At 63.6% G+C, this 25,484-nt stretch carries 33 protein-coding genes; 13 read left to right on the top strand and 20 right to left on the bottom strand.

What is annotated here, in order from left to right:
• Positions 1-101 precede the first annotated feature (101 nt).
• Positions 102-1,133, top strand: coding sequence for a fatty acid desaturase family protein (locus tag KEC45_RS05675; protein ID WP_252171639.1), 1,032 nt, complete (start codon positions 102-104; stop codon positions 1,131-1,133).
• Here the strand turns inward: KEC45_RS05675 and KEC45_RS05670 are convergent, their stop codons facing one another.
• The 5 genes from KEC45_RS05670 to KEC45_RS05650 all read right to left on the bottom strand — a co-directional run bounded on the left by KEC45_RS05670 (position 1,134) and on the right by KEC45_RS05650 (position 5,311).
• Entirely contained in the window at positions 1,134-1,616 is a 483-nt protein-coding gene (locus KEC45_RS05670; protein WP_062182010.1) for an asparaginase domain-containing protein, read from the bottom strand.
• A 5-nt stretch (positions 1,617-1,621) separates the two neighbouring features.
• A complete protein-coding gene (locus tag KEC45_RS05665) occupies positions 1,622-2,107 on the bottom strand; it encodes a DUF3291 domain-containing protein (protein ID WP_252171638.1) in 486 nt (161 codons plus the stop codon).
• 10 nt (positions 2,108-2,117) lie between these two features.
• A complete protein-coding gene (locus tag KEC45_RS05660; protein ID WP_062182013.1) occupies positions 2,118-3,719 on the bottom strand; it encodes a lysine--tRNA ligase in 1,602 nt (533 codons plus the stop codon).
• A gap of 263 nt (positions 3,720-3,982) precedes the next feature.
• Positions 3,983-4,519 carry a DUF4199 domain-containing protein gene (locus KEC45_RS05655; protein WP_252171637.1) on the bottom strand — a complete coding sequence of 179 codons (537 nt, stop codon included), beginning with the start codon at positions 4,517-4,519 and terminating at the stop codon, positions 3,983-3,985.
• Positions 4,520-4,900: 381 nt separating this feature from the next.
• Complete coding sequence (locus KEC45_RS05650; RefSeq protein ID WP_062184072.1) at positions 4,901-5,311, bottom strand: response regulator transcription factor; 411 nt, start codon at positions 5,309-5,311, stop codon at positions 4,901-4,903.
• Positions 5,312-5,412: 101 nt separating this feature from the next.
• On the opposite strand from KEC45_RS05650, the gene KEC45_RS05645 reads away from it, so the two are divergent.
• Positions 5,413-5,781, top strand: coding sequence for a PilZ domain-containing protein (locus KEC45_RS05645; protein WP_062182019.1), 369 nt, complete (start codon positions 5,413-5,415; stop codon positions 5,779-5,781).
• Between the two features lie 3 nt (positions 5,782-5,784).
• Here the strand turns inward: KEC45_RS05645 and KEC45_RS05640 are convergent, their stop codons facing one another.
• The gene (locus tag KEC45_RS05640; RefSeq protein ID WP_252171636.1) at positions 5,785-6,219 is read right to left on the bottom strand and encodes a hypothetical protein; all 435 of its coding nucleotides are present in this window, start codon (positions 6,217-6,219) and stop codon (positions 5,785-5,787) included.
• A 190-nt stretch (positions 6,220-6,409) separates the two neighbouring features.
• Between KEC45_RS05640 and KEC45_RS05635 the strand changes: the two genes are divergently transcribed.
• Together KEC45_RS05635 and KEC45_RS05630 are read left to right on the top strand one after the other, a co-directional pair.
• On the top strand, positions 6,410-9,145 hold the full coding sequence (locus KEC45_RS05635) for an ATP-dependent DNA helicase (RefSeq protein WP_252171635.1): 2,736 nt from the start codon (positions 6,410-6,412) through the stop codon (positions 9,143-9,145).
• Between the two features lie 57 nt (positions 9,146-9,202).
• The gene (locus KEC45_RS05630; protein ID WP_062182027.1) at positions 9,203-9,754 is read left to right on the top strand and encodes a histidine phosphatase family protein; all 552 of its coding nucleotides are present in this window, start codon (positions 9,203-9,205) and stop codon (positions 9,752-9,754) included.
• Between the two features lie 15 nt (positions 9,755-9,769).
• Here the strand turns inward: KEC45_RS05630 and KEC45_RS05625 are convergent, their stop codons facing one another.
• The 5 genes from KEC45_RS05625 to rpmF all read right to left on the bottom strand — a co-directional run bounded on the left by KEC45_RS05625 (position 9,770) and on the right by rpmF (position 12,832).
• Positions 9,770-10,171, bottom strand: coding sequence for a MerR family transcriptional regulator (locus tag KEC45_RS05625; RefSeq protein ID WP_062182030.1), 402 nt, complete (start codon positions 10,169-10,171; stop codon positions 9,770-9,772).
• 14 nt (positions 10,172-10,185) lie between these two features.
• Entirely contained in the window at positions 10,186-10,479 is a 294-nt protein-coding gene (locus KEC45_RS05620) for an integration host factor subunit alpha (RefSeq protein ID WP_056373946.1), read from the bottom strand.
• A 154-nt stretch (positions 10,480-10,633) separates the two neighbouring features.
• A complete protein-coding gene (locus KEC45_RS05615; RefSeq protein ID WP_062182032.1) occupies positions 10,634-11,599 on the bottom strand; it encodes a beta-ketoacyl-ACP synthase III in 966 nt (321 codons plus the stop codon).
• Positions 11,596-12,630 (bottom strand): phosphate acyltransferase PlsX, encoded by a 1,035-nt coding sequence (gene plsX / locus KEC45_RS05610; protein ID WP_062182035.1) that lies wholly within the window; start codon positions 12,628-12,630, stop codon positions 11,596-11,598. Before plsX ends, KEC45_RS05615 begins: the two co-directional genes overlap by 4 nt.
• A 22-nt stretch (positions 12,631-12,652) precedes the next feature.
• Entirely contained in the window at positions 12,653-12,832 is a 180-nt protein-coding gene (gene rpmF / locus KEC45_RS05605; RefSeq protein ID WP_011541714.1) for a 50S ribosomal protein L32, read from the bottom strand.
• Between the two features lie 314 nt (positions 12,833-13,146).
• On the opposite strand from rpmF, the gene KEC45_RS05600 reads away from it, so the two are divergent.
• A complete protein-coding gene (locus KEC45_RS05600) occupies positions 13,147-13,587 on the top strand; it encodes an MAPEG family protein (protein ID WP_252171634.1) in 441 nt (146 codons plus the stop codon).
• Positions 13,588-13,683: 96 nt separating this feature from the next.
• Here the strand turns inward: KEC45_RS05600 and KEC45_RS05595 are convergent, their stop codons facing one another.
• From KEC45_RS05595 to KEC45_RS05580, 4 genes are all read right to left on the bottom strand, one after another.
• Positions 13,684-14,355 (bottom strand): MBL fold metallo-hydrolase, encoded by a 672-nt coding sequence (locus tag KEC45_RS05595; protein WP_062182038.1) that lies wholly within the window; start codon positions 14,353-14,355, stop codon positions 13,684-13,686.
• Between the two features lie 227 nt (positions 14,356-14,582).
• Entirely contained in the window at positions 14,583-15,149 is a 567-nt protein-coding gene (locus KEC45_RS05590) for a TIGR02281 family clan AA aspartic protease (protein WP_252171633.1), read from the bottom strand.
• Positions 15,150-15,184: 35 nt separating this feature from the next.
• Complete coding sequence (locus KEC45_RS05585; protein WP_252171632.1) at positions 15,185-15,772, bottom strand: hypothetical protein; 588 nt, start codon at positions 15,770-15,772, stop codon at positions 15,185-15,187.
• A 32-nt stretch (positions 15,773-15,804) separates the two neighbouring features.
• Complete coding sequence (locus tag KEC45_RS05580; protein ID WP_252171631.1) at positions 15,805-16,530, bottom strand: folate-binding protein YgfZ; 726 nt, start codon at positions 16,528-16,530, stop codon at positions 15,805-15,807.
• 57 nt (positions 16,531-16,587) lie between these two features.
• On the opposite strand from KEC45_RS05580, the gene pyrC reads away from it, so the two are divergent.
• Positions 16,588-17,610, top strand: a complete 1,023-nt coding sequence (gene pyrC / locus KEC45_RS05575; RefSeq protein WP_252171630.1) for a dihydroorotase — start codon at positions 16,588-16,590, stop codon at positions 17,608-17,610.
• 95 nt (positions 17,611-17,705) lie between these two features.
• On the opposite strand, the gene rarD is transcribed toward pyrC, so the two are convergent.
• Both rarD and KEC45_RS05565 read right to left on the bottom strand, forming a co-directional pair.
• On the bottom strand, positions 17,706-18,623 hold the full coding sequence (gene rarD / locus KEC45_RS05570) for an EamA family transporter RarD (RefSeq protein WP_252171629.1): 918 nt from the start codon (positions 18,621-18,623) through the stop codon (positions 17,706-17,708).
• A 19-nt stretch (positions 18,624-18,642) separates the two neighbouring features.
• Positions 18,643-18,864, bottom strand: coding sequence for a membrane protein (locus KEC45_RS05565; RefSeq protein WP_039572978.1), 222 nt, complete (start codon positions 18,862-18,864; stop codon positions 18,643-18,645).
• A 182-nt stretch (positions 18,865-19,046) separates the two neighbouring features.
• Between KEC45_RS05565 and KEC45_RS05560 the strand changes: the two genes are divergently transcribed.
• From KEC45_RS05560 to KEC45_RS05545, 4 genes are all read left to right on the top strand, one after another.
• Complete coding sequence (locus tag KEC45_RS05560) at positions 19,047-19,442, top strand: glycine zipper 2TM domain-containing protein (RefSeq protein ID WP_062182054.1); 396 nt, start codon at positions 19,047-19,049, stop codon at positions 19,440-19,442.
• A gap of 161 nt (positions 19,443-19,603) precedes the next feature.
• Positions 19,604-20,155, top strand: coding sequence for a GNAT family N-acetyltransferase (locus tag KEC45_RS05555; RefSeq protein ID WP_252171628.1), 552 nt, complete (start codon positions 19,604-19,606; stop codon positions 20,153-20,155).
• The gene (locus KEC45_RS05550) at positions 20,152-20,592 is read left to right on the top strand and encodes a DUF1330 domain-containing protein (RefSeq protein ID WP_252171627.1); all 441 of its coding nucleotides are present in this window, start codon (positions 20,152-20,154) and stop codon (positions 20,590-20,592) included. Before KEC45_RS05555 ends, KEC45_RS05550 begins: the two co-directional genes overlap by 4 nt.
• Before the next feature lie 85 nt (positions 20,593-20,677).
• Complete coding sequence (locus KEC45_RS05545) at positions 20,678-21,427, top strand: hypothetical protein (protein WP_062182063.1); 750 nt, start codon at positions 20,678-20,680, stop codon at positions 21,425-21,427.
• A gap of 83 nt (positions 21,428-21,510) precedes the next feature.
• Here KEC45_RS05545 and KEC45_RS05540 read toward each other — a convergent pair whose 3' ends face one another.
• The 3 genes from KEC45_RS05540 to thiS form a co-directional block, all read right to left on the bottom strand.
• The gene (locus KEC45_RS05540; RefSeq protein WP_054729406.1) at positions 21,511-21,693 is read right to left on the bottom strand and encodes a CsbD family protein; all 183 of its coding nucleotides are present in this window, start codon (positions 21,691-21,693) and stop codon (positions 21,511-21,513) included.
• Positions 21,694-21,986: 293 nt separating this feature from the next.
• Complete coding sequence (locus KEC45_RS05535) at positions 21,987-22,760, bottom strand: bifunctional sulfur carrier protein/thiazole synthase protein (protein ID WP_252171626.1); 774 nt, start codon at positions 22,758-22,760, stop codon at positions 21,987-21,989.
• A 1-nt stretch (position 22,761) separates the two neighbouring features.
• Positions 22,762-22,962: a sulfur carrier protein ThiS gene (gene thiS / locus KEC45_RS05530; RefSeq protein ID WP_062182072.1), complete on the bottom strand. Its 201-nt coding sequence runs from the start codon at positions 22,960-22,962 to the stop codon at positions 22,762-22,764.
• Between the two features lie 80 nt (positions 22,963-23,042).
• On the opposite strand from thiS, the gene KEC45_RS05525 reads away from it, so the two are divergent.
• The 3 genes from KEC45_RS05525 to accC all read left to right on the top strand — a co-directional run bounded on the left by KEC45_RS05525 (position 23,043) and on the right by accC (position 25,406).
• Entirely contained in the window at positions 23,043-23,483 is a 441-nt protein-coding gene (locus KEC45_RS05525) for a type II 3-dehydroquinate dehydratase (protein ID WP_193749167.1), read from the top strand.
• Between the two features lie 72 nt (positions 23,484-23,555).
• Positions 23,556-24,035, top strand: coding sequence for an acetyl-CoA carboxylase biotin carboxyl carrier protein (accB, locus tag KEC45_RS05520; RefSeq protein WP_252171625.1), 480 nt, complete (start codon positions 23,556-23,558; stop codon positions 24,033-24,035).
• Positions 24,036-24,044: 9 nt separating this feature from the next.
• Positions 24,045-25,406 carry an acetyl-CoA carboxylase biotin carboxylase subunit gene (gene accC, locus KEC45_RS05515; protein ID WP_252171624.1) on the top strand — a complete coding sequence of 454 codons (1,362 nt, stop codon included), beginning with the start codon at positions 24,045-24,047 and terminating at the stop codon, positions 25,404-25,406.
• Positions 25,407-25,484: the final 78 nt, after the last annotated feature.

The following is a 25,484-nucleotide window of genomic DNA, read 5'->3' as shown; positions in this document are numbered from 1 at the left end:
AAAGAGTTACCAAATCCTTACCGCAAGCGCGTGATTTCCGCCGACATTGTGCCAAAACGGAAGGGGTTACGTTTCGGTTAGCAACTTGTTATGTTGCGCCAATGCCCGCCGTCCGCCTGTTCCCGCCCGACCGCTTTTTCGACCGCGCCGAATGGTCGGCGATCACTCGCGCGTCGTCCTGGCGCGGCATCTGGCTAGTTGCCCATGCATGGATCATCAGCATCGCACTCGTCGGCATCGCCGCCTGGTCGCAGAACCCGCTCGCATGGCTGCTCGCGATCATCTTTGTTGGCGGCCGCCAACTCGGGCTTGCGATCCTAATGCACGATGCCGCGCACGGCGCGCTCCACCCCAACCGGAAAATCAACAATTTCCTCGGCCAATGGCTGACCGGCGCCGCAGTCGGGTCGGACCTCATCGCCTATCGCACCTATCATCTTCAGCACCACAAGTTCACGCAGCAGCCCGAAGACCCAGACCTGTCGTTGTCGAAACCCTTTCCCACCACCCGCGCCAGCCTGGGACGCAAGGTGCTGCGCGATATGACCGGGCAGACCTTCTTCAAGCAGCGCATGGCACAATTCGGCTTTGCCTTTGTCGGCCTGAGAGCGATGTTGCGCGGCGAACAAGGTCAGAAAAGTGGCGCTAGCACCAAGGCCGGGACGCCGTTCAACAAGCAGTCCGACGACGGCATGACGTCACCGACGATCGACGTCGCCGGGGCAATGACCGTGGCGCGCGCCGTCGGGCGCTTCCTCGTCGTCCAGGCGGTGCTCCTCGCCGCCTCGCTGACGCTCTATGGCTGGACGCCCTACCTGCTCTGGCTCGCGGGTCTGGCCACGACTTTCCAGCTATATCTGCGCATCCGCAACATCGCCGAACATGCGTGCACGACGACGGGCAGCGACGATCCCTTTACCCATGCCCGGACAACCCACGCCGGCTGGCTCGCCCGCGCGACGGTTGCTCCATATTGGGTGAATTATCACGCCGAGCATCATCTGTTCATGGGCGTGCCCTGCTATCGCCTGCCCGCAGTTCATGCTGCCCTGGGACGCGCGGGTCGGCACGAATCGATGACGATCGCGCCGAACTATGCCGCCGTGCTGCGGCAGGTCACCGCGGCGGGCTGATCAGCCTTCCTGAACGAAACGCGCGCCGGCGCGGTCCTTGACCGTCTTTTCGGGATCGAAGATCATCCCGTTCATCGCCACATAGACCCCGGGCGGCAGCGTCTGCACCGCCGCCAGCGCAAAGCCGACGTTGAATTCGGCATCGCTCGCGCGCACCGACGCAGGCTGCATCGCGCCCGTCATCACGATCGTCTTGCCCGCAACGCCCGCCAGCACGCGCCCGGTAACGACCATCGTGTCGGTCCCGTGCGTGACGAGAATGCGCGGCGCGTCGCTCGCGGCGACCGCAGCGCGGATCGTCTCGCGATCGGCGTCGTCGAGTTCCAGGCTATCCTTACGCATCAGTTGCGTGACGCGGTGCGGGACATGAACGTTATTCTCGCGCAGCATGTCGGGGATCGCCGCTGGGCCGATCTGGAATTCCGAAAGCGCATCGAAATAGACTTTGTCGATCGTCCCGCCGGTGGTGAAAATGTCGATCATGTCTGTCACGCGCATTCGTCCTGAACCGGCGACGCGGGAGTCCCGTCGGGAGCCGCGAAGGGGCTTTTGAAAGTGAAGGCCTCGGCCGTCGGCCCGCTCGCCTCGATCCTCGCGATCCGCGCCATGCCCTCGGCGACCGTCGGACGATGGCCCGCCGGCACCCACCACAACGCCTGATAGAGCGCCATGTGCTCGAACCACTCCTTGCGCCGCTTCATGATCGTCAGATGATCGGGCGTGCGATAGACATAAGCGGCGAGCGCATCGATATCGCGCCACACCGACATGTTCGCGATCAGGTGCGGATCGTCGGTCACCGGCACGTCGGTCGCATTATTGCCCTCGCCCGTCAGCCGCCAGACAAAGCCGTCGGCTGCCTCTGCCACCGCATTCACATGGTCGAGCGCGTCCATGAAGTCGCGATTGGCGACATGGTCGGGCGGCAGGCGAAAGCGCCCGATGTTGATCTGCGCCAGCTCATAGTCCGCCATATGCGCCTCCTCAGGCAAGTGCCTCGGCAATCAGCCGCCGCGTATTGTCGATCCCGAACAGCGCGATAAAGCTGCCCATGCGCGGCCCGGCGCTCGACCCGAGCAGCGTCTCGTACAGCGCCTTGAACCAATCGCGCAGGTTTTCAAAGCCATAGGCCTCGTTCTTGCCGATCTCGTAGACGATATTCTGGATATCGTCGGCCGAGGCGTCGGCGGGGAGCGCGGCGAGCTTGTCGTCGAGTTCCTTCAGCGCCGCGCCCTCACCCCCTTGCGGCTTGCGGCGATTGAGCGTGGGCGCGACATAATCGCGGTTATACGCCATCGCATTGTCGATCAGCCGGTCGAGCTCGGGATAGTTTTCCGCATTCGCGCCGTCGACATATTGGCCAAGGTAGCGCCAGATCTGGTCCTTCGAGGCATCGGCGCCCATCACCCCGACAAGGTTCAGCAGCAACCCGAAGGTCACCGGCAGTTCGGCACTCGGCATATCCTCGCCGCGCGCCACATGGACGTGGTGCACCGGATTACCGAGCTTCTTGTCGGGCTCCTGCGCCGCATAATTGCCGCGCATCTGCAGATATTCGTCGACCGCCTTCGGGATCACGCCGATATGAAGCTGCTTCGCCGCCTTGGGCTCGCGGTACGCGAAAAAAGCCAGACTTTCCTCGCTGCCATAGTCGAGCCACTGCTCGAGGCTCAGCCCGTTGCCCTTCGACTTCGAAATCTTCTCGCCCTTTTCGTCGAGGAACATTTCGTAGATCAGCCCCTCGGGCTTGCGCCCACCCAGCGCCTTGGCGATCTTGCCCGACTGGATACCGCTGTCGGTCAGATCCTTGCCGTACATTTCATAGTCGACACCCAGCGCAACCCAGCGCATCGCCCAATCGACCTTCCATTGCAGCTTTGCGCCGCCGCCGAGGACCGAGTGGGTAATCGTCTCGCCTTCGTCTTCGAACGAAACAAGGCCCTTGTCGGCATCGACCACCGTCACCGGCACCTGCAGCACGATCCCCGACTTCGGGCTGACCGGCAGGATCGGCGAATAGGTCGCGGCGCGCTCGGCACGCAGCGTCGGCAACATGATGTCGAGAATGTCCTGATTGTGGCGCAGGACATTCTTCAAGGCGTCGTCGAACGCGCCCGACCTGTAGCGCTCGGTCGAGCTGACGAATTCATATTCGAAGCCGAAACGGTCGAGAAACTCGCGCAGCATCGCATTGTTATGATGCGCAAAACTCTCATATTTTTCGAACGGATCGGGGATCGCGGTCAGCGGCTTGCCCAGATATTCGCGTAACATGTCGCCGTTCGGTACATTGTCGGGAACCTTACGGAGCCCATCCATGTCGTCGCTGAACGCAACGAGCCGCGTCGCCGCGCCGCCGGTCAGCGCCTCATAGGCGCGGCGGACCATCGTCGTGCGCAGCACTTCGTTGAACGTGCCGATATGCGGCAGGCCCGACGGACCATAGCCCGTCTCGAACAGCACGGCTTCGCCGCCGGGCTTTCCGTCCGGATAGCGTTTGACCAGCTTGCGCGCTTCCTCGAACGGCCAGGCCTTGGACGTTTGCGCGGGTTCGCGCAGCGAAGGGTGAAGGTGCAAGTCAGTCATAGCTGCGCCCCATAGCGGCAAGAAGCGCCGATGGAAAGAAACCCGGAAAACTGCGCAACTTCACTCGCAAATCACGAATAGCGCTTCGGCCCTCCGCGCTTAAAGCGACAAAGGACACGGACACGCGCATCCATTTTGTGTCCTTTGTCGCTTTAGCGAGAGGGGCGGCGGTCGATCGCATCGGACATCATCAAGCATGCCGGTGCAATGTAGGAAAGCCCATATATCGGCAGAATCCTGCCGTTCCCGCCCCCTCTCTCTGTTCAACCGCGCGGCTGCGTCGCGGGCAAGAAGCTGCTTCGGCGCAGCAGCGCCGCCGACACGATCGATACCAGCAGCGCGACCGGCAATATCTCGGTCAACGTAAGCGCCATGCGAAAGAGCGGATTTTTATATTGCTCAGCCAGCGCGCCCATCTCTGACGAGAATTTCGCGATCTCGGCCGCCGGCTTGCCGGCCGCGCGCATGTCCGCGACGCTGTTGGCGATATATTCGGCCATGAAGGTCCCGCCGGTGCGCCACATATAGAGCTCCCAGCCGAATATATAAAAAAGCGATGCGACAAGGCCGATGCAGAGGCCGACCCCGACCGCTTTCCAGAAGCTGATCACGCCGCCGAGATTGACGTCGCGATAGCGTTTGACACCGACGAAGACGAAGATCAGCGCGACCAGCATCGACAGATAGCCGGCGACCATCCCCATCGCGCCATGATCGGCCACAAAGCTGATATTGATGAACATGCCGATGACGACGATGACGCCCGCGATGGCGCCGTAGACTGCAATGATCCTGCCCATATCCTGTCTCCCCAAATGGTGAATGCCATGCGGGATGGGCAGAAACAACGGCCGGAATCCATCGCCCAAACGGGTGATTTGGCGGTTTTAGAACATGATCTTTCTTGTTTGAATCGTCATCCCGGCGAAGGCCGGGATCTCAACCTTGCAACATGGAGCACGGATGAGATCCCGGCCCGCGCCGGGATGACGAAGCGGGAACAGGGCAGCTTCATCCAAAAACGATCACGCTCTAGAGTCTGATAACCTTGGATTGACCCACTTCGCCATTGCGAGCGGAGCGAAGCAATCCAGGGCGGTTTGCGCACGCTCTGGATTGCCGCGCGGCTTCGCCGCTCGCAATGACGAGTTCATTCGACGTCATCACGCTCAAGCCCGATCCTACGGCAGGATGTCGAGCGTCCGCGCTTTCTGCACCGCCTGCGTCCGGCTGGCGACAGCCAGCTTTTCATACACGCGCGCGATATGCGTCTTCACCGTGTTGGGGGAGATTTCGAGCCGGCGCGCGATGACCTTGTTGGCATGCCCCGCCGCCAGCATTTCCAGCACCTCGCACTCGCGCCCACTGAGCCCCAAGGCCGCAATCGCGGCGTCGTTGCGCACGAAAGGCTGACGCGGTTTCGCGGTGAGCCGGTTGCCGACCCATATGCCGAGCGCAACGCAAACAAGTGCAATACAGATGATGTAGAACTCGCCCGACCAGCGATGCACGGCATGTTTGTAATTCAGCCACTCGAGGAGAAAAGCTGCGGCCGCAAGCGCGATACCATAAAGGAAGACCGAGCGGGCCATGATCCATGGTAGATCATTATCGACGACCGCTTGCAACATTGTCCCAAGGCGAGCCAACATCGTTACCGGAAAATTTACCATGCGGGCGTAGCGTCCCCGCCATGGACAATTTTCGCACCCCCACCGCCCGCGGCCACAAACGTACTCCGGTATCGATCGACGTCACCGTTAACGGCGTCCTGAACTTTGTCGACGGGCGCATCACCGACCTGTCGGAAGGCGGCGCGCGGATCGACGGGGCGAGCATGCCGGCGCGCTCGCGCTGTGAAATCCATTATGGCGGACAGGTGACCTATGCCGTCGTGATGTGGTCCGAGTTCGACCGCATGGGCGTTCGATTCCCCTATGAATTGACGCACGGGCCGCTCTTCAATGCGTTGAAGCTCGCCCAGAATGCATCAATGGTCGAGCCCGCGCAGATTTTCCTGAAGAATCGCGCGCCAAGCTTCGGGCGTCGCGGCCTGAGCTGATCTTCAGAACGGCGCGATGGCCACACCCTCGCGCTCATTGTCCCAGATCATCGCCATGATCCGCCAGCCAAAGTCCGGGTCTTTGAATAGCTGAATCGAATTGACCCCGCGCCGCTCGGGCACGGTGTCGCCCAGCGAACTGCGCGCTTCATAGGCGCTCCAGACATGCGCGATATTCCCCATCACATCGATCCGCCGCCCGATCTCGATCTCGAAAAAATCATTCGCGGCAAAGAAGGGCGTGGTGTCGCGCGCATAATCGTCGAGCGCCATGCTCCGGAAGGTCGCGCGACCGTCTTCGCCGATCCATGTGCGAATCTGCCGCGCGTCGGGATGAAAACAATTGGCCTGCCGCGACCAGTCGCGCGGGCCCTTCGGCCCGGAAATTATCGCATACATCTCATCGATCACGCTGCCGATCGAGTGCTCTTCGCTCATTCGGATTTTCCTTTCGCATCATGGAGGGAAGGAGTTCCCTTCACCGCTCGCCCTGAGCTTGGGACAAGAATTCGGCTTTGGCAAAAGGGAAGAACGGTCCCCTTCAACTGCCTTGCACGAACGGATGCGGGGTAGGTTAAAGGCCATCATCAACCTTGCCGCGTTCGCCTTTTGTCCCTAGTTTGCCGTCATGGCTCCCGACCCGCTTTCCCTGCCCGCGATCCATGCGAGCCATATCGGCATCTGGATCGCCGACACGCACGGCCGCGTGCAGCGTGTCGGGCGTGGAGAGGCGATTGCTGCCGTCGCGGCCACTCCGCATCTGCTGCTCAACGCAACGCTGACCGGCGATCGGCTGGGATACCCCGAGTTGTCGGGACTCGACCTGCTCGAACTCTTTGCCTTTCTCTATCCGGCCCGTTTCGCGGTGCCGACGCCGGCCGGCATCGCGGCCGCCATCGGCCTGATCCCGCCGAAAGGCGAAGAGGATATCGCCGCCTTTTTGCCCAAGGCGGCGGCAGCGATGCTCGCCAGCCTCGACGATCCCCTTTGGCCCGAACGCGAAGGCGCGTGGCATGGCGTCCAAGCCTTGTCGCGCCAGCGTTGGTCATGGTCGCCGCTCGTCCAGCCGCGGCTGTCGCAGCCCGATGCGAACGAACGCTGGCTGTTCGCGCGGCTGCCCGAGTGGGAGGAACAGCCGCCGCGCGGTGCGCCGCGTCAGGTGTCCATCAACGAGGACGACGTGTCGGCGCGGCTCGACCGCCTGACCGGCGACGGCGCCGAACGCCGCCCGGGACAGCAGGATTATGCGCGCGCAACCGCGGCGATCTTTGCCCCGCGCGATCGCAAGGACGCGCCGCAGATGCTGGTGGCGGAGGCCGGAACGGGCATCGGCAAGACCCTCGGCTATCTTGCCCCGGCCAAGCAGTGGATCGACCAGTCGGCGGGAAGCATCTGCATCTCGACCTACACCAAGGCGCTACAGCGCCAGCTCTCACGCGAGACCGAGAAGCTTTACCCCGACGCCGCGACCCACCGCGAAAAGGTCGTCGTGCGTAAGGGGCGCGAAAATTATCTCTGCCTCCTCAACCTCGAAGACGCGCTGCAGGGCGGATTTTCGGGGCGCGCGGCGATCCTTGCGCAGCTCGTTGCGCGCTGGGCCGCCTATACGCGCGACGGCGACATGATCGGCGGCGACCTGCCCGGCTGGCTCCCCGCGCTCTTCCGCCGCAACGGCACAACCGCGCTGACCGACCGCCGCGGCGAATGCATCTATGCGGGCTGTCCGCATTTCAGGAAATGCTTCATCGAACATTCTGCGCGCGCCGCGACGCAGGCCGATATCGTCATCGCCAATCACGCGCTGACGATGGTTCAGGCCGCACGCCCGCGCGATAGCGGAGCACCCGCGACGCGGCTGATCTTTGACGAGGGTCATCATCTGTGGGACGCGGCCGACAGCATGTTCGCGGCCGCGCTGACCGGACAGGAAGCCGTCGAGATTCGCCGCTGGGTGCTCGGCCCCGAAGGCAAGTCGCGCGGGCGGCGCCGCGGGCTCGCCGCGCGTCTCGCCGATGTCGCAAGCTATGACGAGGCGGGCGACCGCGCGATCCAGGCCGCGATCACCGCCGCCGCCGAACTGCCCGGCGACGGCTGGCTCGGCCGCCTGTCCGAAAACGATCCATGGGGGGCGATCGAGCGGCTGCTCGTCGCGGTGCGCGCCATGGTCTATGCACGCAGCGTCGACACGCGCACCGCCGATGCAGGCTATGGTCTCGAAACCGAACTTGCCGATCCCGAGCACGAACTCGTCACGGCGGCCGCCGGGGCAAGCGACGCGGTCGAGGCGCTGCTGCGCCCGCTGATGGCGCTCGGCAAACGGCTTGAAGCCTTGATCGACGACCCGCCCGACTGGCTCGACGGCCAGGCCCGCGCACGCGTCGACGGCGCGCGCCACAGTCTGGGCACGCGCATCGATACGCTCGGCGGCTGGCTGTCCTTGCTCGGCCGCGTGGGCGGTCCCGCCGATCCCGATTTCGTCGACTGGCTCGCGGTCGACCGCTATGACGGGCGCGAGTTCGACACCGGATTGCATCGCCACTGGCTCGACCCGGCAAAACCGATCGCCGAGGTTGTCTATCGCCCCGCGCAGGGCGTGCTCGTCACGTCCGCGACCCTGCGCAACGGCGGCCATGGCAGCGGCGGTTGGACCGATGCCGATATCCGCACCGGCGCGCGGCACATGGACAGCGGCGTCCAGCATTTCGCAGTGCCGAGCCCCTTCGACTATGCGCGCCAGTCGGAAGTGCTGATCGTTACCGATATCGCGCGCGGCGACCTCCCTGCCCTTGCCGGCGCCTATAGCCGGCTGATCGAGGCATCGGGCGGCGGCGCGCTGGGGCTGTTCAGTGCGATCCGGCGGCTTCGCATCGTCCATTCGCGCATCGCCGACCGGCTGGCGCGCGCAGGGCTGCCGCTGTTCGCGCAGCATGTCGATCCGCTCGACACCGGAACGCTTGTCGACATCTTTCGCGCCGACCCGCACGCTTCGCTGCTCGGTACCGATGCGCTGCGCGACGGGGTCGACGTTCCGGGCGATTCGCTCCGGCTCGTGGTGATGGAGGGCGTGCCCTGGCCGCGCCCGACGATCCTGCACGCGGCGCGGCGCGCGGCACAGGGCGGCAGCGCCTATGACGATATGGTCATCCGCGGCCGCATCGGGCAGGCGTTCGGCCGCCTTATCCGACGTGCCGACGATTTCGGCCAGTTCGTGATGCTCTCGCCGAGCTTCCCCTCGCGCCTGCTCAGCGCTTTCCCCCAGGGCACCCCGATCCGCCGCCTGCCGCTCGACGAAGCGGTCAATCACGTCGCCGCGGCGAATGTCGAACGCAGAAAAACCGCCTTTCCAGCCTTTTCACCGTCATAAGTTTCCGGCACAAGGCCTGCGAAATTGAGGGATAGCGCAGCGGCGCGGGGAGAGATTTTGAAGACTTTGACCATCCTGCGCCATGCCAAATCGGGTTGGGACGTCCAGGTCGAGCGCGATTTCGACCGCCCGATCAACAAGCGCGGCGCACGCGGTGCCGAACTGATCGGCCAGTGGCTGAAACGGCAGAAGCTGCCGGTCGACCGCATAATCGCCTCGCCCGCGGTCCGCGTGACCGAAACGCTCGACATCTTTCAGCCCGCCGCCGACCTCGACGCGCTCGAACCCCATTGGGACCGGCGTATCTATCTCGCCTCTGCCGCGACGCTGATCGATGTCATCCGCGACACCGGCAAGAATTCCGAACATCTGCTGATTTCGGGACATAATCCGGGGCTGGAAGACCTGATCCTGATGCTCGTCCCCGAATCGGCAGGCGACGAATTGCGGGCGAAGGTCGAGGAAAAGCTGCCGACCTCGGCGCTGGCACGGCTGGAACTCGACATCACCGACTGGCACGACCTCGATACGAACAGCGCGCGCTTTAGGGACTTCATCCGTCCGCGCGACCTCGACCCGGCACTCGCGCCGGCGATGGACAACGACTGAAACCCTAAACCTGTCTTAGCCGATCGCGGCTGCGAGCCGCTGGCGAAGCGCAACCAGCGCCTCGACCGGAATGCCGCCCCTTCGCGCCGGAGCGCTGCTGACGGGCGTCTCGCGGACCACCGGCGGCCGCGCCGCTGTCGGCACCGCGGCGCCCCGCTGAGACAGCGCCTTGCGCGCGCCCTCGACCGTAAAGCCCTGGACATGCAGCAGATCGTGGATGCGTTCGGCGAGCGCGACATCCTCGGCGCGGTAATAACGGCGACGCCCCGACCGCTGGAGCGGCTTCAACTGCGGGAAACGCGTTTCCCAATAGCGCAGGACATGTGTCGGAACGCCGATGCGTTCCGCCAGTTCGCCGATGGCGAGCATGGCGCCCGACGCCTTGCCGCCATCGTCGGTCATGTCAAAACCCGACATGAGTCAGGTCCGGCCTATTTGCCGGCAACGCGGGCTCGCATTGTTTGGCTGGCGCGAAAGGTCATCACGCGTCGCGGCAGGATCGGCACCTCGATGCCGGTCTTTGGGTTGCGACCGATCCGCTGGGCCTTGTCGCGCAGCACGAAGGTGCCAAAGCCGGAGATTTTCACATTCTGCCCGACCGCCAGTGCGTCCGACATATGATCGAGAATCGATTCGACGATTGCGGCCGATTCGTTGCGCGACAGGCCGATCTGCTGGTTGATCCGCGTCGCGATGTCGGCCCGGGTGAGTGTCCCTGCTGCCATGATGATCCCTTCCCCCTCACTGAAGCGAAATATAGACAATTGAGTCCCTGACAGCCCCCACCGTCACGAGTCCCGTTGCCATATGTAACAAATGCTAATTAATCCGCCAAACTGAAACGGATGGAGCGAGAAGTTGACGCGCCGGAGCGAAACGTCAGACGCGCAGAACGGCAGCGCCCCAGGTGAAACCGCCACCCATCGCCTCCAGCACGACAAGGTCGCCGCGCTTGATCCGCCCGTCGCGCACCGCAAGGTCCAGCGCCAGCGGCACCGAGGCGGCCGACGTATTGGCGTGTTGGTCGACCGTCAGCACGACGCGTTCGGCCGGCAAACCAAGCTTTTTCGCGGTTGCGTCGATGATCCGCTTGTTCGCCTGATGCGGCACGACCCAGTCGATCGACTCGGCCGACAGCCCGACATCTTCCATCACTTCGGCAAGCACCGATGCGAGGTTGGTGACCGCGTGGCGAAAGACTTCGCGGCCCTGCATCCGGACGTGACCGACGGTCCCCGTCGTCGACGGCCCGCCGTCGACATACAGCATGCCTGCGTATTTTCCCTCGGCATGCAGGCGCGTCGCCAGGATGCCCTGATCGTCGTCGACATCCTGCGCCGACAGCACGATGGCGCCCGCGCCGTCACCGAACAGGACGCAGGTCGTGCGATCTTCCCAGTCGAGAATGCGGCTGAAGGTTTCCGAACCGATCACCAGCGCATGTTTGGCGGCACCGGTGCGCAGCATCGAATCGGCGACCGACACCGCGTAAAGGAAGCCGGAGCAGACCGCCGCAACGTCGAATGCGATGCAATCGGGGACGTCGAGCAGCGCCTGTACCTTGGTGGCGCTTGCCGGGAACGTATTGTCGGGCGTCGCCGTGGCGACGATGATCAGGCCGATGTCGGCAGGCTCAAGCCCGGCCGCCGCCAATGCCTGTTTTGCAGCGTCGGCGCCCAGTGTCGCGGTCGTCTCGTCGGGTTCGGCGATATGGCGAAACCGGATGCCCGTGCGCTCGACGATCCACTCGTCGCTGGTGTCGACACGCTCGGCGAGTTCGGCGTTCGATACGCGCGTACGCGGCAAGGCCGAACCGGTGCCGGCCAATATGGCACGAAGCGTCATGCTGCGGCGCCGCTGCGGAAATTCGCGAGATCTTCGGTCACCTGACGCGTGATATCCTTCTCGATCAGCTCGGCGCAAAGATGGACGCAGTTCGCGACCCCCTTCGCATCGGCGCTGCCATGACTTTTGAGTACCACCCCGTTCAGGCCGAGGAACACCGCGCCATTGTGATTATTGGGGTCGAGGTGATGCTTGAGCAATTCGGTCGCGGGGCGCGAGATCAGGAAGCCGATCTTTGAGCGAACCGACGACGTAAAGGCGCGGCGCAAGAGGTCGGTGACGAAACGCGCCGTCCCTTCGATCGTCTTCAGCGCGATGTTGCCCGAAAAACCGTCGTGCACGATCACATCGACATTGCCGCGCGACAATTTGTCGCCCTCGATAAAGCCCGTGAATTCCATCGGCAGGCCTTGCACTTCGCGCAGGCGCGCCGCGGCATCGCGAATCTCGTCGGTGCCCTTCAGTTCCTCGGTACCGATGTTGAGCAGCGCAACGCGGGGTTTTTCGAGCCCCATCGCCGTACGCGCATAGGCCGCACCCATCACGGCGAACTGGATCAGGTTGTTGGCGTCGCAATCGGTGTTGGCGCCAAGGTCGAGCATCACGACGTCATTATCGCCGAGCGTCGGCAACAGCGCCGCAAGCGCGGGGCGGTCGATTCCCGGCATCGTACGCAGCGCGAGCTTGGCCATCGCCATCAGCGCACCGGTGTTTCCCGCCGACACGGCGCCGCCGGCATCGCCGCGCTTCACCGCGTCGATCGCAAGCCCCATCGAGGTGCTCTTTGCCTTGCGCAGCGCCTGGCTCGGCTTGTCCTCACCCGACACCACGCCATCGGTGTGGAGAATATCCGACGCCGCGCGCAGATTCGGGTGATTTTCGAGCGCAGCCTTGATCTGCACCTCGTCGCCGACGAGGATGAAGCGGAGGCCGTCGTGCTTGTGGCGCGCCATCGCGGCGCCGGCGAGCATCATGCGCACGCCGACGTCACCGCCCATCGCATCAATTGCGATTCGCGGTGTCAGTGCCATCGTGACGCCCTCCGGCTAATGCTTATGCGCCGACCGACACCACTTCACGGCCATTATAGTGGCCGCAGGCGTTGCAAAGGTTGTGCGGGCGCTTCAGCTCGCCGCAGTTCGGGCATTCCTGAAAGGCTTCAACCTTCAGGCTGTCGTGGCTGCGACGCATGCCGCGCTTCGAGGGCGAGGTTTTTCGCTTGGGAACGGCCATGATATTTCCTGCATTCTAAATAGTGTGTCACGAATCGGCTACCCGGATTTGTCATTCCCGTTGCCGGAAATAACTGGCCCGCCCGCCAAGCCGAAGGCTGTTCCCGGCCAAAAAGGCCAGGAAAATCTTCCGCCGGAGGGTGCCTCAACGCCAGATGGTGTCGGGTGCCGGATCGGGCGCGGCTATAGCGTTTTTGCCCGTAAAGGCAAGCCCATTGCGCCCATCGTCGCGCAGACTTGCCGCCCCGGTCGGGGGATGCCACAGCTACACCAGTCCGATCATGACAATGAGGCGGCAAACGAGGGGGACACAAAATGATAATCTTGCCGATCAGCCTGACGATCGCCGCGGGGGCGGCGCTGCTCAATCTGTGGCTCTCGATCCGCGTCGGCCGCGTCCGCACGAAGGAAAAGGTCTTTATCGGCGACGGCGGCAACGACCTGCTGACGCGCCGTATGCGCGCGCATAGCAATTTCGTCGAGAATACCGCCTTCGTCCTGATCCTGCTCGCACTCGTCGAGCTCGGCCTCGGCTCCTCGCTCTGGCTGTGGGGTGTCGGCGCGCTCTATCTCGTCGGGCGTATCCTGCACGCGATGGGAATGGACGGCATGATGTGGGGTCGCATGGTCGGCACGATCATCACCATGCTCACTCAGCTCGGCCTGGCGATCGGCGCACTCGCGGTCGTCTATCTGACGCCGACCAGCTTCACCACGACCGAGATCGTCGAAACCGAAGCAGCGGCGCCACGATAGGCCTCCTTCGTCCGTCATTGCGAGCGAAGCGAAGCAATCCAGAGTGTGACAAGCCGCTCTGGATTGCTTCGCTTCGCTCGCAATGACGATCTAAACTTAGTCCGCAGTTCCAAGCGCCATATCGCTCACGAACGGGTTCGTACGGCGTTCGTGGGCAAAATTGCTGTGTGCCCCGTGCCCGGGCAGGAAGGTCGTGTCGCCGCCGAGCGGCCACAGTTTCTGCGTGATAGAATCAAGAAGCTGCTGATGATTTCCGCGCGGAAAGTCCGTGCGCCCGATCGAACCCTGGAAGATCACGTCGCCGACGATCGCGAGCTTCGACGGTCCATGATGAAAGACGACATGCCCCGGCGTGTGGCCCGGACAATGGATGACATCGATCTCGAGATTGCCGACGGTGACCTTGTCGCCGTCGACGAGCCAGCGATCGGGCTCGAACGCTTCGCCCACCATGCCGAAGCGCGCGCCATCCTCGGCGAAAGCCTCGATCCAGAAGCGGTCGTCCTCGTGCGGCCCCTCGATCGGCACGCCAAGTTCCTTCGCGAGCATTCCCGCCTGTCCGCAGTGATCCATATGGCCATGGGTGACGAGGATCTTCTCGACCTCGACTCCCGTCTGTTTCACCGCTTCCTTCAGCTTGGGCAGGTCACCGCCGGGATCGACGAAGGCCGCCTTGTTGGTCGCGGTGCACCACAGCAAGGTGCAATTCTGCTGAAAGGCGGTAACCGGCACGATCGCCGCGCGCATCGGAGGATTGGGAGCGTTCATGGTGGCGATGTGGGGAAATGTGGCGGGAATGGCAAGTGTGGGCTGTGGGTCGCGGCTGGACGCGGCCCTATGCTTCGTCATCCGTGGCTTGACCCGAGATCCCGCTTTTTTGACGCACTCGCTGGTTTCAAGAGCAAGCGGGACCCCGGATCGAGTCCGGGGTGACGGACGGAAGGAAACGACCACAACAAACAGCAGGGCGTCGCCCCCGTAGAGGCGCACAAGCCTCAGCGTAGCGTCATCGTATCGCCTTCGACATTCACCGCCGCGAGCTTCGACAGGAAGCTCTGCCCGAGCAGCGAGATGCCCATGTCGGAGTCGATTACGGCCGCCTGAACATCCCGTATCTTGATCCCTTCAACCTCGACACTGTCGAGTGTGATCATCCGCATCGGCACGTCGCCGCCCGCGGTGCTCGCGGTCCCGCCGACCGGAAGATCGTCGACGTTGATCCCGATCGCCTCGGCATCGCTGCGGGTCAGCGCGACAACCGACGCGCCGCTGTCGACGAGCATACGAACGTTCCGCCCGTCGATCCTGGTGTCGGCATAGAAATGCGAATCGCGCGAACGAGCGAGCAACACTTCACTCGGGCGGCCCGAGTCGCCACGGGCTTCGGCCGCAGCCAAAGACCGCTCCTTACGTAGCTTGTGCGTCGTCCAATTGTCGTGATTGCCCGAAACGACGGGAGGCGTGTCGACAACCTCGTTGGAAGAAGATCGGCTGGCAATGCCCGCCAAGCCGACCGAACCCACCACGATCACCACCGCCAAACCAAGAAAGCGCCCCAACATGAACCGCTTTTTTGCAGAAGAAAGTTGGAGATTGGTTAAGCGGGCGCGCCCTGATCGATGAATGCCCGCCAAGTCGGCGTCCCGCCGCGAATGCTATAGGCGATCCGGGCGCAGGCATAGCGCAGGCCCGGCCGATTGTCGGCCTCGATCGCCGTCGTCGGCCAAGGCCCCGTCCCGTCACCTCCCGCTGACCAACAGACAAGCGCCTCGGCCTCTTGGCCTCCCTCGACCGCAGCGCGTTCTTCGGCGCTGAGCGAGGCTGGCGCAGTCCAGCCGAAGATTGCACGATGGGTAAAGGCCTTTGAAAAGAGCGCAGGCAGAAACGGGCTGTCCCGATCAACGAGCAAATTGCCGACCCGTTCGCGGTCCGCGGCGGATAGCCATTGCCCGCCGAGCAGCGGCGCCCACTGCCCCTCGTCGCGCGAGCGGAGCGCCCGCGCCAACTCGTCCGCCGCCGCCGCAAAGCGCGGTGCCCACGCCGAATTGACGTCCAGCGGCGCGAGTTTCGAAGCAGGCACCGCCACCTCGGGTTCGATGGGCAGCAACGATGTCGGCATCGCAAATGCGGGAGCCGACACGGCGAGGACGGCGACAAGCGCCGACGAAATCAGCATAGCGCGCATGGCCGACAATCTAGCAGCAAAGGCTGCACCTGTCATGAACCGGCGGCGAGCCCCTCGCGCAGCCACGCGGGCGCGGTGGCGGCGTCGACATTCTCGGTCCGCCGGTGCTCGACCGACCAGCCGAGGTCGGGATAGCCGACGACCTGCCGCTTTTCGTCAGCGTCGGCAATCGGCACCACGACCAGCCGCCGATTGACCTTTTGCCGCCAGTTCATCCGCGCGGTATTTTCCTGCCCGACATAACAGCCCTTGGTGAAGCTGACGCCGTTCAGCTCGGCCGCATTGCATTCGAGCCATAGCGTCGTTCCGTCACCGAGTTCGGCGCGCCCCTCGGTAACGCCGAGCGCCAGCCGGTGCGCCTGCCACCGTGCATCGGCCCCATCGCCTGGGTCAGCCGGCGCAAGCCAGCGCTGGCCAAGTTCGGACAGTCGCGGATCGACGACGCCAAGGTCGCCTTCCGGCGCCCAGTGGACACAAAGTTCCTCCTCGCGCTCGATGGTGATCGCGCGGCGCAGGCGATAGAGCGTCAGCCGCTTGGCAAGGTCGCCCGCCACTTCGCGTTCGCAGTCGATCAGCACATCATCGCCGTCGCCCCAGATCAGGAAGTCGAACAGCGCCTTGCCCTGCGCCGTCAAAAGCGCCGCCCATACCGGCAGATTGCCCGATGTATCGTTTGTGACAAGGCCTTGCAGGAAGCCGCGGACATCCTCCCCCGACAGACGGATGAGGGCGCGATTGATCAGGGTGGTATTGGCCATGACGATAATCTAGGGACGCGGCAGCCAAAACCAACCCGCAAGTTGATGAGTCCCTGCATGACCGACCGCCTGACGATCCGCCGCCCCGACGACTGGCACGTCCATCTGCGCGACGGCGCGATGCTGCAACATGTCGCACCCTATACCGCGCGTCAGTTCGCGCGCGCGATCATCATGCCGAACCTGTCGCCGCCGGTAACAACGGCCGAAGAAGGCCGGGCATACCGCGACCGCATCGACGCAGCGGTGCCCGCCGGGGTCGATTTCACCCCGCTGATCGTCGCCTATCTCACCGACCACAGCAGCGCCGACGAGATGGCGCGCGGCCATGAAGAGGGCGTGTTCACCGCCGCAAAGCTCTACCCCGCACACGCGACCACGGGCAGCGCGCATGGCGTTACCGATATCGCGAAGATCATGCCCGTGCTCGAACGGATGGCCGACATCGGCATGCCGCTTCTGATCCATGGCGAGGTCACCGACCATGACGTCGACATCTTTGACCGCGAGGCGGTGTTCATCGAACGCACGCTCGAACCGCTGGTCCGCGCCCTGCCCGGCCTCAAGATCGTCTTCGAACATATCACGACGGCCGAAGCCGCACAGTTCGTCGCCGACGCGCCTGCCAACATCGCCGCGACGGTCACGCCGCAGCATCTCCACATCAACCGCAATGCGATGCTCGTCGGCGGCATTCGCCCGCACGCCTATTGCCTGCCCGTCGCGAAGCGCGAGCACCACCGGCTCGCGGTGCGCAAGGCCGCGACCTCGGGTTCGCCCAAATTCTTCCTCGGCACCGATAGCGCACCGCATGCGGTGCATACCAAGGAAGCATCGTGCGGCTGTGCGGGCATCTTCAACGCACCCTATGCACTTGAAAGCTACGCGACTGCGTTCGACGAGGATGGCGCCCTCGACAATTTCGAAGGCTTCGCCAGCGAACATGGCCCACGCTTCTATGGCCTGCCGCTCAACGAGGGCACGGTCACACTCGAACGCGGCGAAACCGTCGTGCCCGACAAGATCGGCGATGTCGTCCCGTTCCACGCGGGTGAAACGCTAGGTTGGAAACTGGCCTGATATCCTTTCGTCACCCTGGACTTGATCCGGGGTCCCACGACTGCACAGTTGGAAAGCGGGATGCCGGATCAAGTCCGGCATGACGAATGGGGCGATCAAGCGATCCCGATCAATCGCTCGGCGCGCATCTTGCGCCACATGTCGAAACTGAACACCGCGATGCTGACCCATATCAACAGGAAGCAAGCCAGCTGGACGGGTTTCAGCGGCTCGCCGAACACGAACAGCCCGAGCAGGAACTGCACCGTCGGCGCGAGATACTGGACAAAGCCGAGCGCGGCGTAGCTCATGCGCCGCGCGGCGGTCGCGAATAAGAGCAACGGGACGGCCGTCACGATCCCGCCTGCCATCAGCAGCAGGCTGATCGACCCGTCCGACCCGAAACCGCGCCCGTCGCCGACCCAAAGGTAAAAGGCCGCGACCGCCAGCGACGGTATCAGCAGCACCGTCGTCTCGATCGCCAACCCCGGCAGCGAGCCCACTGGCACGATCTTGCGGAGCAGGCCGTAAATGCCAAAGGAAAAGGCGAGCGTCAGGCTGATCCATAGCGTATCGAGAGCGCCCGCGAGCAGGATCGCGACGCCGACGCCCGCAATCACGACCGCCACGAGTTGCAACCGCGAGAGCCTTTCGCCGAGGAAGACCATTCCCAGCATCACGTTGACGAGCGGGTTCAGATAATATCCCAAGCTGGCCGCAAGCACATGGTCGGTAAAGATCGAGAAGATATAGACGAGCCAATTGACCGCGATCAGCACCGCGCTGGCGATCAGCAACCGCAGCGTCCGCCAGTCCTTCAACGCCACCAGATATTCGCCGATCTGCTTGCGGAACAGCATGATCACGAAGCAGAGCGGCAGCGACCAGATGATCCGCTGCGCCAGCACCTCGACGGGTGGTACGCTGCTCAGCAGTTTGAAGAAGAGCGGAACGAAGCCCCAGATGCCATACGCAGCAAGCGCATAGGGCAAGCCGCCCTGATTGCTCCCCGCGGGGGCCGCTGACTGGTTCATGATCGGGAGCCCGGCCGGATCAGATGATGCCGCCGCCGAGCATCAGGCGAATGACCCCGATGACGATGACGACGATATTGAGGTTTCGCCCGCTTGTCTTGTCCGACATCGCGCCGAGCGCCAAGCCGACAACCGCAAAAGGCACGATCACCCAATTTGCCCACCCAAGCAGCGGGATGAACGCAAAAACGGCCAAAACCAAGGCGATAGCGCCGATGACGAGCGATCCGATATTGAGCATGGCCGAATTGTCGCACGGCTCCAGCAATGCGGCAAGAGGCTTTCGGTTCATCGACAGAAGCACTCACTTCGTCTTGTTGCCTAGGGTTAATGCAACGGGTTCCGGACCCGGCTCGTTTTCACCTTCGAAGCGCCCGGTCTCGCAAAGCGGGATGAGGCGTTGAAGCCAGGAAAGGATTTGACATGCGTAATTTCTCGAAGGGTTTGATGGGCGCTTTTGCTGCCGCCAGCGTCGCCCTGACCGCGCCTGCCTATGCGGGTATCGCGGCTCCGGCGAAGGCCGATGGTTTCCATCAGCTCGACCAGTCGTCGAACTTCTATCGCAAGAAGGATCGCCGTTATTATGCCCGCGATGAGCGGATCAACCGCAATACCCGCGTGTGGCGCGGCGACGATGGCCGTTATCGCTGTAAAAAGGATAATGGCACCACCGGCCTGCTGATCGGCGGCGCGGTCGGCGGCCTTGCCGGCCACGAGATCGCAGGCGGCGGCGACAAGTTGCTCGGCACGATCATCGGTGCGGGTGCCGGCGCGCTGATCGGCCGCGAGGTCGACCGCGACAAATATCGCTGCCGCTAAGGCTTTACCGCAACCGTCTCGAGTATGGGTTCGAGACCCCTCCAGCCCATACACGCTGATGGCGAGGGCACTGGTTAACGCCGGTGCCCTCAAGCGTATCCGCTTGCCGAATTCGCCCTCTTGCCGCAGAAGCATCGGCCAATTGCTGCGGGAGAATGAATATGTTGAACGGCCCCCTGCTCGTCACCGAGCGGCTGATCCTGCGTCCGCCAGCGACCGAGGATTTCGACGACTTCGCCGAAATGTGCACCGAGGAAGAAACGATGCGCTTCATCGGCGGCACCAGCCCGCGCTCGGCCGCATGGCGCCAATGGTGCACACTCGCGGGCGCGTGGCATATTCGTGGCTTTTCCATGTTTTCGGTCATCGAGCGCGCGACCGGCGAATGGGTCGGACGGCTCGGCCCGTGGGAGCCTGACGGCTGGCCTGCCCCCGAGGTCGGTTATGGCGTGCGCGCGAAATTCGCCGGCAAGGGCTATGCCTTCGAAGGCAGCGTGGCCGCCTGCGATTTCGCGGTCGAGTTTCTGAAATGGCCCGAGTTGATGCACAGCATCGACCCCTCCAACACCCGATCGCAGGCGTTGGCGAAGCGCCTCGGCGCGACGAACAGCGGCCCGACCCGCCTCCCCGCGCCGTTCGAGGACGCGCCCGTCGATGCCTGGACGCAAAGCGCCGACGCATGGCGCGTGAAGCGCAAGGAATTCCTGCCGTGAGCGATCGTGACATCGACCCCGAACGCGCGCAATTCGACGCGTTCAAGGCGCTGCCGCGTGATACCGTGATCCACATGCTCAACCTCGTCCGCTTCAAGGACAAGGCGACCTATCCGGGCGATCACCCGCTCGCGGGCAAGACGCTGACCGGCGCCGAGGCCTATCGCCACTATGGCGCCGATAGCGGGCCGGTCTTCCAGCGCGTCGGCGGCCGCGTTATCTGGACCGGAACGATGGAAGCGATGGTCATCGGTCCCGATGACGAACATTGGGATGCGGTGTTCATCGCCGAATATCCGAACAGCGGCGCCTTCATGGAAATGGTCACCGACCCGGTTTACCGCGAAGCCGTCATCCATCGCCAGGCCGCGGTCGAAACCTCGCGCCTGATCCGCTGCGCGCCAAAAGCGTCTCGCTCCGAGACAGTTTTCGGCTAATAAACCCCTGCCCGTTAACGCATTTTTTTTGGGCCTTTTTGACTAGGATCGGGCATTCCCCCTCAAGGATAAGGGAGTGTTAGCGATGATGTTGCGGGGAAAATGGCTGGTTACCGGTCTGCTGATGGCGGCGGCGCCGCTTGCCGGCTGCCGGGATAATCCCGACGCCAAGGCCGAACTCTCGCCGCTCGACGACGGGCTGACCAACGCCGACCCGGCGATCAAGGGTTCGCTCGAAGACAAGATCATGGTCGACCCCAAGCTTGCGGGCCAGGCGAACAAGAATGCCGTGGGTCCGGGCAACAAGCCCGTCGATGGCGGCGTTCCCGGCGTTGCGGGCGGCAAGGCCGCGACCGTCGCCGAAGCCAGCGCGGCGCTTGCGGCGGGCAAATTGCTCACCGCACCGAAGGCCCTGCCGTTCGAGGCCGGATGCGACGGCTGCGAAGCGCAAAAGCGCCCCGTGACGATCGGCGCACTCGCGCGCGATCAGCAAAAGGGCGGCTGCGATGCCAAGCTGACCTACAGCAATGCCTGGGCCGATCGCCTGCCGGCCGCGTTCAAAGTCTATCCGCGCGCGACGCTGCGCGAGGCGGCCGGGATCGCCGGCGGCAAGTGCAATATCCGCGTCGTCAATTTCCAGACCGCGGCGTCGATGCAGGCGGTGCTCGATTATTATCACACGATGGCGATCCGCGCCGGTTACACCAGCGACCACCGCGTCAACGGCAACGAACATATGCTTGGCGGCACCAAGGGCGACCTCGCCTATGTGCTGATGATGCGCCGCGACGGCGGCATGACCGACGTCGATCTGGTCGCCTCCGGCGGCAAATAAGTAACGTCGCGCTACGCAATGAAAAGGCCCCGGGGAGAGGGAACCCCGGGGCCTTTCTCATTGCTTGCGTGACGAGCAAGCGGTCAGATCTTGTCGCCTAGCGCGCCTTGGACCTTGCCCTTCAGATTCTGGGCTTCGCCCTTGCGCTCCTGCGCTTCGCCTTCGGCGCGAAGACGTTCGTTATCGGTCGCCTTGCCGGCCGCCTGCTTCACATTGCCGGCAGCTTCATTTGCAAGGCCTTTTGCCTTTTCGGTCAGTTCACCCACGGGGTTTCTCCTTGGCATATCGAGGCGGGAGGGGCTCGCCTCGTGCAGGAGAAACGGGTGACGGCGCCCGACGTTGCACCCCTCGGGACAGGGCGTTGCAAAGGAAGGACTAATGCGCGGCAGCTTTGGGGCGGTGAGCGGACATCCCGTCCCCCACTTCCGTCATCCCGGGCTTGATCCGGGATCCCGCTTTTTTGACGTGCTCACTGGCTTCGACCTCGAGCGGGACCCCGGATCAAGTCCGGGGTGACGAAAAAGGATGGGCAGGCTTCCAGTCGCTTCCGGCCGCCCGCCTAAATCAGCCCCGCCAGCGGGCTCGACGGATCGGCATATTTGCGCAGGCCCATACGCCCGGCCAGATAGGCATCGCGCCCCGCCTCGACCGCCAGTTTCATCGCCCGCGCCATGCGCACGGGGTCCTTCGCTTCGGCGATCGCCGTGTTCATCAGCACCCCGTCGCAGCCGAGTTCCATCGCCACCGCAGCATCGCTTGCCGTGCCAACGCCGGCATCGACGAGCACCGGCACCGAAGCGCCCTCGACGATCAGCCGGATCGTGACGCGGTTCTGAATGCCTAGTCCCGATCCGATCGGCGCGCCCAGTGGCATGATCGCAACCGCGCCCGCATCTTCGAGCTGCTTCGCGGCGATCGGATCGTCGACGCAATAGACCATCGGCAGGAAGCCCTCTTTCGCGAGCACTTCGGTCGCCTCCAGCGTCTCGCGCATGTTCGGATAGAGCGTCTTTGCTTCGCCGAGCACTTCGAGCTTCACCAGATCCCAGCCGCCCGCCTCGCGCGCGAGGCGCAAGGTGCGGATCGCGTCGTCAGCGTTGAAGCAGCCCGCAGTGTTGGGAAGATAGGTGATCTTCTTCGGGTCGATATAGTCCGTCAGCATCGGCGCGGACGGGTCCGACACATTGACGCGGCGCACCGCCACGGTGACGATTTCCGCCCCCGACGCTTCGACCGCCGCGGCATTCTGTTCGAAATCCCTATATTTGCCCGTGCCCACGATCAGCCGCGACGTGAACGTCCGGCCGGCGACACTCCACTGATCCGCTGACAACTCAACCGCCTCCTACGAAATGAACGATTTCCAGTGCGTCGCCCTCTGCGAGCGCCACGTCGGCCAGCGTCGAGCGCGGCACGATCTCGCGGTTACGCTCGACCGCGACCTTCTTGACGTCGAGGCCAAGCGACGCGACGAGGTCGGCGATGCTGCCTTCGCGCACCTGCCGGGGTTCGCCATTGAGAATGACCGCGATCACCTGAAATCCGCCTCGCTTTGCCTTTTGCCGAGCAGCCCATATAGGGGGAGCATCCTCCGCCGCAACCGAAAGCCCGCCCCTTGCCCGATCTGCAAACCGTTTATGTCCTCAGCGGCCCGAACCTTAACCTGCTCGGCACGCGCGAGCCGGAAATCTATGGCCACGATACGCTCAATGACATCCACGCCCGGCTCGAAGCGCAGGCGGCCGATCTTGGCTTGCGCGTCGAATGTCGCCAAACGAACCATGAGGGCGTGCTGATCGACTGGCTGCACGAAGCATATGTTTCGGGGGCCAAGGCCGTATTGCTCAACGCTGGCGGCTATACGCACACCTCGATCGCGATCCACGACGCGATCAAGTCGATCAGGGTGCCGGTGATCGAGGTCCATCTGTCGGACCCGATGAAGCGTGAAGAATTCCGGCATTTAAGCTATGTAGGTATGGCGGCCGCGGCGCATTTTGCGGGACATGGCGCGAACAGCTATACGCTGGCGCTGGACGCCGCCGCCCGTCTCTGACAATAGGGCGCATCAAAAACGGGGTCTGAGCGTCCTTATGAATGGACGTCGCAACAAACAGGAAAAACACTCATGGGTGACCATAAAGACAATGGCATCAACATCGATCCGGCATTCGTCCGCGCACTGGCGGAATTGCTCGACGATACGCAGCTTTCGGAAATCGAGGTCGAGGATGGCGACCGCAAGGTTCGCGTCGCCCGCACGCTGACCGCCGCCGCTGCGCCCATCGCGTATGCACCCGCCCCCGTAGCAGCGCCCGCTGCTGCGGCACCTGCTGCTGCACCCGCAGCGGCCGCCCCTGCCGCGGACAATTTCGCCGACGCGGTGAAGTCGCCGATGGTCGGCACCGTCTATCTCGCACCCGAACCCAGCGCACCGAACTTTGCCACCGTCGGTTCGGCGGTGAATGCCGGCGACACGATCCTGATCATCGAAGCGATGAAGGTCATGAACCCGATCACGGCAACCACGTCGGGCACGCTCAAGGCGGTGCATGTAGAGAACAGCCAGCCGGTCGAATTCGACCAGCCGCTGTTCACCATCGGGTAAATCCAACCCATGGGCATTGAAAAGCTTCTGATCGCCAACCGCGGCGAGATTGCGCTGCGCATCCACCGCGCGTGCCATGAAATGGGCATCAAGACCGTCGCGGTCCACTCGACCGCCGACACCGACGCGATGCACGTCCGCCTTGCCGACGAAGCCGTGTGCATCGGCCCGCCCGCGGCGAAGGACAGCTATCTCAATATTCCGGCGATCATCTCGGCGGCCGAAATCACCGGCGCCGACGCGATCCACCCCGGCTATGGCTTCCTCTCCGAAAACGAGCGCTTTGCCGAAATCATCGAAGCGCACGACATGATCTTTGTCGGCCCCAAGCCCGAGCATATCCGCACGATGGGCGACAAGGTCGAGGCAAAACGCACCGCGGTGGCGCTCGGCCTGCCGGTCGTTCCGGGTTCGCCCGGCGCGGTAACCTTCGGCGAAGAAACGAAACGGCTGGCGAAGGAAATCGGCTATCCGGTGCTGATCAAGGCCGCTTCGGGCGGCGGCGGGCGCGGCATGAAGGTCGTTCCCGACGAAGACAGCCTCGAAAGCCTGATGGGTCAGGCGTCGAGCGAGGCGGCGGCAGCCTTCGGCGATCCGACCGTCTATATGGAAAAATATCTCGGCAACCCGCGCCACATCGAATTTCAGGTGTTCGGCGACGGCCGGGGCACAGCGATCCATTTGGGCGAGCGCGACTGCTCGCTGCAGCGCCGGCACCAGAAAGTGCTCGAAGAAGCGCCCTCGCCGATCATCTCGGCCGAGGAGCGCGCGCGCATGGGCGGCATCTGTGCCGATGCGATGGCGAAAATGGGCTATCGCGGCGCCGGAACGATCGAGTTCCTGTGGGAAAATGGCGAGTTCTTCTTTATCGAGATGAACACGCGCATCCAGGTCGAGCATCCGGTGACCGAAATGATCACCGGCTTCGACCTCGTCCGCGAACAGATCCGCATCGCCGGCGGCGCGGGGTTGTCGGTCAAACAGGAAGACCTCGAATTCCGCGGCCATTCGATGGAATGCCGCATCAATGCCGAGGATCCGCGCACCTTCCTGCCCTCGCCGGGCAAGGTCACGAACTATCACGCCGCGGGCGGCATGCATGTTCGCGTCGATAGCGGGCTCTACGCCGGCTATTCGATCCCGCCCTATTACGACAGCATGATCGGCAAGCTGATCGTCTATGGCCGCACGCGCGAAAGCTGCATGATGCGGATGCGCCGTGCGCTCGAGGAGATGGTGATCGGCGGCGTCAAGACGAACATCCCGCTTCATCAGGCGCTGCTCGCCGACCCCGACGTCATCCATGGGGACTATACGATCAAGTGGCTCGAGGAATGGCTCGCGCGGCAGGATGAAGACGCGAAGGCCTGAGCCTTTCGCTTCCTGTTTTCGTCATGCCGGTGACGAGGTTGCAGATGAGACGGGCTGTGCCGCAGCTCACTTTAACTG

The sequence above is a fragment of the Sphingopyxis sp. USTB-05 genome (assembly GCF_023822045.1).
Classification (GTDB): Bacteria; Pseudomonadota; Alphaproteobacteria; order Sphingomonadales; family Sphingomonadaceae; genus Sphingopyxis.
This window is presented reverse-complemented; position numbering and strand designations above follow the sequence as displayed.

Bases quoted from the DNA above. Each gene is read 5' to 3' on its own strand.
- KEC45_RS05595 (WP_062182038.1), bottom strand. From the start codon at position 14,355: ATGAACGCTCCCAATCCTCCGATGCGCGCGGCGATCGTGCCGGTTACC.
- KEC45_RS05640 (WP_252171636.1), bottom strand. From the start codon at position 6,219: ATGAGCGAAGAGCACTCGATCGGCAGCGTGATCGATGAGATGTATGCG.
- plsX (WP_062182035.1), bottom strand. From the start codon at position 12,630: ATGGCACTGACACCGCGAATCGCAATTGATGCGATGGGCGGTGACGTC.
- KEC45_RS05585 (WP_252171632.1), bottom strand. From the start codon at position 15,772: ATGCGCGCTATGCTGATTTCGTCGGCGCTTGTCGCCGTCCTCGCCGTG.
- KEC45_RS05555 (WP_252171628.1), top strand. From the start codon at position 19,604: ATGTTGAACGGCCCCCTGCTCGTCACCGAGCGGCTGATCCTGCGTCCG.
- KEC45_RS05635 (WP_252171635.1), top strand. From the start codon at position 6,410: ATGGCTCCCGACCCGCTTTCCCTGCCCGCGATCCATGCGAGCCATATC.
- KEC45_RS05655 (WP_252171637.1), bottom strand. From the start codon at position 4,519: ATGGGCAGGATCATTGCAGTCTACGGCGCCATCGCGGGCGTCATCGTC.
- KEC45_RS05620 (WP_056373946.1), bottom strand. From the start codon at position 10,479: ATGGCAGCAGGGACACTCACCCGGGCCGACATCGCGACGCGGATCAAC.
- pyrC (WP_252171630.1), top strand. From the start codon at position 16,588: ATGACCGACCGCCTGACGATCCGCCGCCCCGACGACTGGCACGTCCAT.
- accC (WP_252171624.1), top strand. From the start codon at position 24,045: ATGGGCATTGAAAAGCTTCTGATCGCCAACCGCGGCGAGATTGCGCTG.
- KEC45_RS05665 (WP_252171638.1), bottom strand. From the start codon at position 2,107: ATGGCGGACTATGAGCTGGCGCAGATCAACATCGGGCGCTTTCGCCTG.
- KEC45_RS05565 (WP_039572978.1), bottom strand. From the start codon at position 18,864: ATGCTCAATATCGGATCGCTCGTCATCGGCGCTATCGCCTTGGTTTTG.
- KEC45_RS05660 (WP_062182013.1), bottom strand. From the start codon at position 3,719: ATGACTGACTTGCACCTTCACCCTTCGCTGCGCGAACCCGCGCAAACG.
- accB (WP_252171625.1), top strand. From the start codon at position 23,556: ATGGGTGACCATAAAGACAATGGCATCAACATCGATCCGGCATTCGTC.
- rpmF (WP_011541714.1), bottom strand. From the start codon at position 12,832: ATGGCCGTTCCCAAGCGAAAAACCTCGCCCTCGAAGCGCGGCATGCGT.
- KEC45_RS05545 (WP_062182063.1), top strand. From the start codon at position 20,678: ATGATGTTGCGGGGAAAATGGCTGGTTACCGGTCTGCTGATGGCGGCG.
- rarD (WP_252171629.1), bottom strand. From the start codon at position 18,623: ATGAACCAGTCAGCGGCCCCCGCGGGGAGCAATCAGGGCGGCTTGCCC.
- KEC45_RS05650 (WP_062184072.1), bottom strand. From the start codon at position 5,311: ATGGCCCGCTCGGTCTTCCTTTATGGTATCGCGCTTGCGGCCGCAGCT.
- KEC45_RS05675 (WP_252171639.1), top strand. From the start codon at position 102: ATGCCCGCCGTCCGCCTGTTCCCGCCCGACCGCTTTTTCGACCGCGCC.
- KEC45_RS05670 (WP_062182010.1), bottom strand. From the start codon at position 1,616: ATGATCGACATTTTCACCACCGGCGGGACGATCGACAAAGTCTATTTC.
- KEC45_RS05600 (WP_252171634.1), top strand. From the start codon at position 13,147: ATGATAATCTTGCCGATCAGCCTGACGATCGCCGCGGGGGCGGCGCTG.
- KEC45_RS05560 (WP_062182054.1), top strand. From the start codon at position 19,047: ATGCGTAATTTCTCGAAGGGTTTGATGGGCGCTTTTGCTGCCGCCAGC.
- KEC45_RS05645 (WP_062182019.1), top strand. From the start codon at position 5,413: ATGGACAATTTTCGCACCCCCACCGCCCGCGGCCACAAACGTACTCCG.
- KEC45_RS05615 (WP_062182032.1), bottom strand. From the start codon at position 11,599: ATGACGCTTCGTGCCATATTGGCCGGCACCGGTTCGGCCTTGCCGCGT.
- KEC45_RS05590 (WP_252171633.1), bottom strand. From the start codon at position 15,149: ATGTTGGGGCGCTTTCTTGGTTTGGCGGTGGTGATCGTGGTGGGTTCG.
- KEC45_RS05625 (WP_062182030.1), bottom strand. From the start codon at position 10,171: ATGTCGGGTTTTGACATGACCGACGATGGCGGCAAGGCGTCGGGCGCC.
- KEC45_RS05580 (WP_252171631.1), bottom strand. From the start codon at position 16,530: ATGGCCAATACCACCCTGATCAATCGCGCCCTCATCCGTCTGTCGGGG.